This is a genomic window from Pontibacterium sp. (assembly GCF_041587635.1).
Classification (GTDB): domain Bacteria; phylum Pseudomonadota; class Gammaproteobacteria; order Pseudomonadales; family Balneatricaceae; genus Pontibacterium.
In genome coordinates, this window is the sequence record NZ_JBFGYC010000336.1 from 1 (window position 1) to 4,554 (window position 4,554).

The window sequence follows — 4,554 nt, forward strand, 5'->3', positions numbered from 1 at the left end:
ACTTAATGTCTGAGGGCTGACGGGTTCTGCTCCGTTAAAAGCACAACGCCAGGAAGAGAGATCAAGCTGCTGTCGCGTCTCATCGTCAATCAGACGGACACAGTGTTCATAACCAAAATTAGGTGATGCCGATAAGGTACCCCGAAAGCGGTGGATCGCTTCCAGCCAACGCTGAGGCCGGGCAATAAAGCTGAGCGGCGACATAATGACCAGTTGTGCGGCGTGATAGAGACTGCCGAACCAGGCCCCAATCAACCCCATGTCATGATAAAGCGGCAACCAGCTGACAAACACATCGCTGGAATTGGCCTTCACCACCTCCCCCATAGCTCGTACATTCGCCAGCAAATTGGCATGAGTCAGCACCACCCCTTTGGGTGTACCGGTGCTGCCGGAGGTATACTGCAAAAAAGCGATATCTTCTGCGTGCAGTTTCGGCAGATCCGGGAGATCGCAATCGGCTTGCACCGCCGCTGCCGTCACCAGATGACGTAACGATCTCACCCGGCTCAGCAGTAAACCGGCAAACGGCAAGGCTTCGACCTGAGTCAGCATGATCCCGGCGCCAGCATTCTGCACAATACTGACATGGCGGTTGAGATGATCTTCGATCTGGCTAATACGCCCCGGCGGGTAGATCGGACAAGGGATCCCCCCCGCGTACAGCACACCAAAAAAGCAGTAAAAATAGTCTTCACAGGTCGGCAACATCAGGACAACCGGCTCCTGAGGCCGTAGATCCAGCTTTTGCAAGCCTGCTGCAACCCGCATCGCCCCCATCTTCAGCTGACGAAAGCTGATCGCTGCACCTTCGCTATCCGGGTCGTAGAGCCGGATATGTGTTCGGTCTGGATGGTTGAGCAGATGCCACTCCAGAACCTCGGTGAGGGTCTCAGCTTGCTCAGGTACAAGGCAGGATTCCTGTAACACTGCATCAACACGCTCGACCTCGGGCAAAACAGAGCCTGAAACTCGGCATTGCCCTCCCAGAACGGCTCTTAGAAGATCACGAGGCGTATCCGCACTACTTAGCAGCGAGTCGGGGATCGCCACCTCAAACGTACGCTCGAGGCGCAGCAACAGCTCAACCCTGCCAAGGCTGTCAAAAGCGAAATCTGAATCCAGAGAACTGTCCAGATTCAGCTGTGCTGAAAAATGCTGCTGGGGATGTAACTCGCGCGCGACCTGCTTTACCGTTCGCAGGAGCTGGGTGGCAACACGCTGGGTTGTCCGGTTTGGATTATCCTTCAAAACTACCTCGCTGGAGGTCGGTGCTCAAATAGTAGTATAGGAAGGTTGCTTCTATTGCGGGGGATTACCGACGGACGGGAAATTAGAAGCCTAAGGAGCCTATGAATAAGCTTTCAGCCTTAAGACGGTTCATACGTGCTACCACACACTGATCAGACATCACGTGGCATTCCAGCTCAGCTTCTCAGATAACGAATACCATCGGACATCGCAGATACAAAAAAGCCCCGGTCGCTAAACCAGGGCTTCTTCGCTATAAATTCGGATGGCGGTGAGGGAGGGATTCGAACCCTCGATACGTTTCCGTATACACACTTTCCAGGCGTGCTCCTTCGGCCACTCGGACACCTCACCGAACTTCGTTTTAAACACTGCAGGCAGCGCCTCAAACGAGGTGCGTACTTTAATGTAGTTATCCTTCTGAATCAAGCAATTAGTTACGTATTTTCGGCTTTATTTTATATCCGCATAATTCGCAAGAATCACTCGATTCTATTGCCTGAAAAACAGACAATAAAAAAGCCGCCCGATTTTCACCGGACGGCTAATGCAATGGTAACTGGTGACTGACTTAGTCAGCCTGACGACGCAGGAATGCTGGAATATCCAGGAAATCCATATCATCAGTTCCCGTGCGGCCATTCTGCATTTCTGGCTCTGGCTCACGGGTTGGTTCCGTTACGCGCTTGGATTTCTCTGCTTCCGCACGATTACGCATCGCAGTCGGCAGTTCCAGCTGGCTGTAGTCAGTTGTCGCTGCCGCAGCGCGGCCACCGCCCGTGCTCACTACGCGCACTTCCTGTTCTTTCGCACGACCCAGACCTGTCGCGACAACAGTAACCTTCAGCTCGTCGCTCATCTCTGGATCAATGACTGTCCCCACAACGATCGTCGCAGAATCCGATGCATATTCTTCAACGATGTTACCCACTTCCGAAAACTCACCCAAGCTCAGGTCCAGTCCGGCGGTGATGTTAACCAGAATGCCACTGGCACCTTTCAGATCAACATCTTCCAGCAGCGGGCTGTTGATCGCCGCTTCAGTCGCTTCAGTCGCACGGTTGTCACCGCGACCCGCTCCGCTACCCATCATCGCCATGCCCATTTCGGACATAACGGTTCGAACGTCTGCAAAGTCGACGTTGATCATACCCGGACGGATGATCAAATCAGCAATACCCTGAACCGCACCTTTCAATACGTCATTTGCAGTATTGAACGCGTTGATCAGACTGGTGTTTTTACCCAGTACAGGCAACAGCTTCTGGTTTGGAATGATGATCAGTGAATCAACATTCTCTTTTAATTCTTTGATGCCTTCGTCTGCAATCTTCAGACGTTTACGGCCCTCAAATGAAAACGGCTTAGTCACGACTGCGACCGTCAGAATACCCATATCACGAGCAACTTCGGCCACAACTGGCGCCGCACCGGTACCTGTGCCACCGCCCATACCGGCCGTGATAAATACCATATCGGCGCCTGACAGCATCTCTGCGATACGGTCACGATCATCCATTGCTGCCTGACGCCCCACTTCCGGGTTCGCACCAGCACCAAGGCCTTTAGTCATCTCACCACCGATCTGGATAACAGCCTGCGCCGCCATGTTATCCAGAGCCTGCGCATCGGTATTTGCACAGATAAAATCAACACCTTCTACCTCGGTGGTAACCATATGCTGCACGGCATTACCGCCGCCACCGCCTACGCCGATCACTTTGATCACAGCACTCTGCGGGATACTATCGACCAACTCAAACATGTTCATTTCCCCTCTAGGTTGGCGCCAACCCATAACGCCAGTTGCGCTTAGCGCACCTTTTCACCCATTAAAAGTTTGCCTGAATCCAGGATTTCATCCGGTGGATCAGGTTTGGCTGCACAATCTGAAACTCAGAGCTCTCTGGCTCTACTATCGATACTGATGTGCTAGCCCCATCTTGTTCGCTTGCATCTGCAAGTCTGAGCAATCCTGCCGCCGTGGCATACATGGGATTACCCAGAATATCCGACATACTGCCGAGGCCTTTTGGCGATGCCAGGCGCACGGGCATGTGGAAAATTTCCTCAGCCAGCTCAATCGCTCCTTCCATGCGAGCCGTACCACCGGTTAACACGATGCCGGTTGGTATCAGTCCTTCGAATCCGCTGCGCTTCAATTCCTTCTGAATCAGCACAAACAGTTCTTCGTAACGTGGTTCAACCACTTCAGCAAGCGCCTGTCGCGACAGTTCTTTTGCCGGGCGATCCCCCACATTCGGGACCTTAACAATTTCATGTGCGCTCGCCAGCTGAGAGAGTGCACATGCATACTTAATCTTCAAATCTTCTGCATTCTGCGTTGGCGTACGCAACGCCACCGCAATGTCATTAGTGACCTGATCTCCGGCCACCGGAACAACCGCAGTGTGGTACAAAGCCCCGCCTACATAGACGGCCATATCACTTGTGCCTGCACCGATATCAACCAGACAGACACCGAGATCTTTTTCGTCTTCTGTCAGCACGGAGTGACTGGAAGCCAGCTGACTCAGTACCAGCGAATCAATTTCGAGGCCACACATCCGCACACACTTTTCAATATTTTGGATGGCGTTTGCCGCACCTGTCACCAGATGGACCTTGGCTTCAAGACGCACACCGGACATACCCAGCGGCTCCTTGATACCTTGCTCGCTATCAATCGCATATTCTTGCGGTAAAATGTGCAAAATACGTTGATCTGCAGGTGTTGGTACAGCGCGCGCTGCATCTATAACACGTTCCAGATCCTGAGCAGTCACTTCGCGGTCCTTCAGCGCCACAATTCCTTGAGAATTGATTGCACTGATATGGCTACCCGCTAAAGCCACGTTCACAGAGTGTATTTTACAACCCGCCATCAACTCAGCATCTTCTACCGCTCGCTGAATTGAATTGACGGTTGATTCAATATTCACAACGACGCCGCGCTTCAGACCACGAGAAGCATGCGAGCCTACGCCCACTACTTGCACTTCCCCGTCAGGTCCGACCTCGGCCACCAGACAAACCACCTTAGCGGTACCTATATCCAGTGCGACGATCATATTTGAATCAGCCACTGTTTTTCTCACATTGTTTGCTTTTTAAACATTAAGCACTTTAGAGCAAGTAGAGAAAAACCGCTTAATTTTTGAACGTATATTTTCTCTATGCCGACAAGTAAAGCATGCTCACGTGAACAATCAAGCCATAATTTTCGTATAGATGTTATCGGCCGACTTCAGCCAGCCTTAAGAGAAATTATTGTTGTTTTTCAAGCGGCTACCGTATCAAAGC

The 4,554-nt window shown here is 51.9% G+C and carries 3 protein-coding genes and 1 tRNA gene; all 4 read right to left on the reverse strand.

The genetic code is table 11. The features are described from left to right. Positions 1-1,251 (reverse strand): AMP-binding protein (locus ABYW01_RS14865; protein ID WP_372834089.1); only part of this gene is annotated, 1,251 nt, incomplete at its 3' end. A 266-nt stretch (positions 1,252-1,517) separates the two neighbouring features. Further along, positions 1,518-1,605, reverse strand: a tRNA-Ser gene (locus ABYW01_RS14870). Positions 1,606-1,822: 217 nt separating this feature from the next. Beyond that, positions 1,823-3,016: a cell division protein FtsZ gene (gene ftsZ, locus ABYW01_RS14875; protein ID WP_372834092.1), complete on the reverse strand. Its 1,194-nt coding sequence runs from the start codon at positions 3,014-3,016 to the stop codon at positions 1,823-1,825. Between the two features lie 67 nt (positions 3,017-3,083). Further along, complete coding sequence (gene ftsA / locus ABYW01_RS14880; RefSeq protein ID WP_372834094.1) at positions 3,084-4,322, reverse strand: cell division protein FtsA; 1,239 nt, start codon at positions 4,320-4,322, stop codon at positions 3,084-3,086. Positions 4,323-4,554 lie beyond the last annotated feature (232 nt).

Bases quoted from the DNA above. Each gene is read 5' to 3' on its own strand.
- ftsA (WP_372834094.1), bottom strand. From the start codon at position 4,322: ATGATCGTCGCACTGGATATAGGTACCGCTAAGGTGGTTTGTCTGGTG.
- ftsZ (WP_372834092.1), bottom strand. From the start codon at position 3,016: ATGTTTGAGTTGGTCGATAGTATCCCGCAGAGTGCTGTGATCAAAGTG.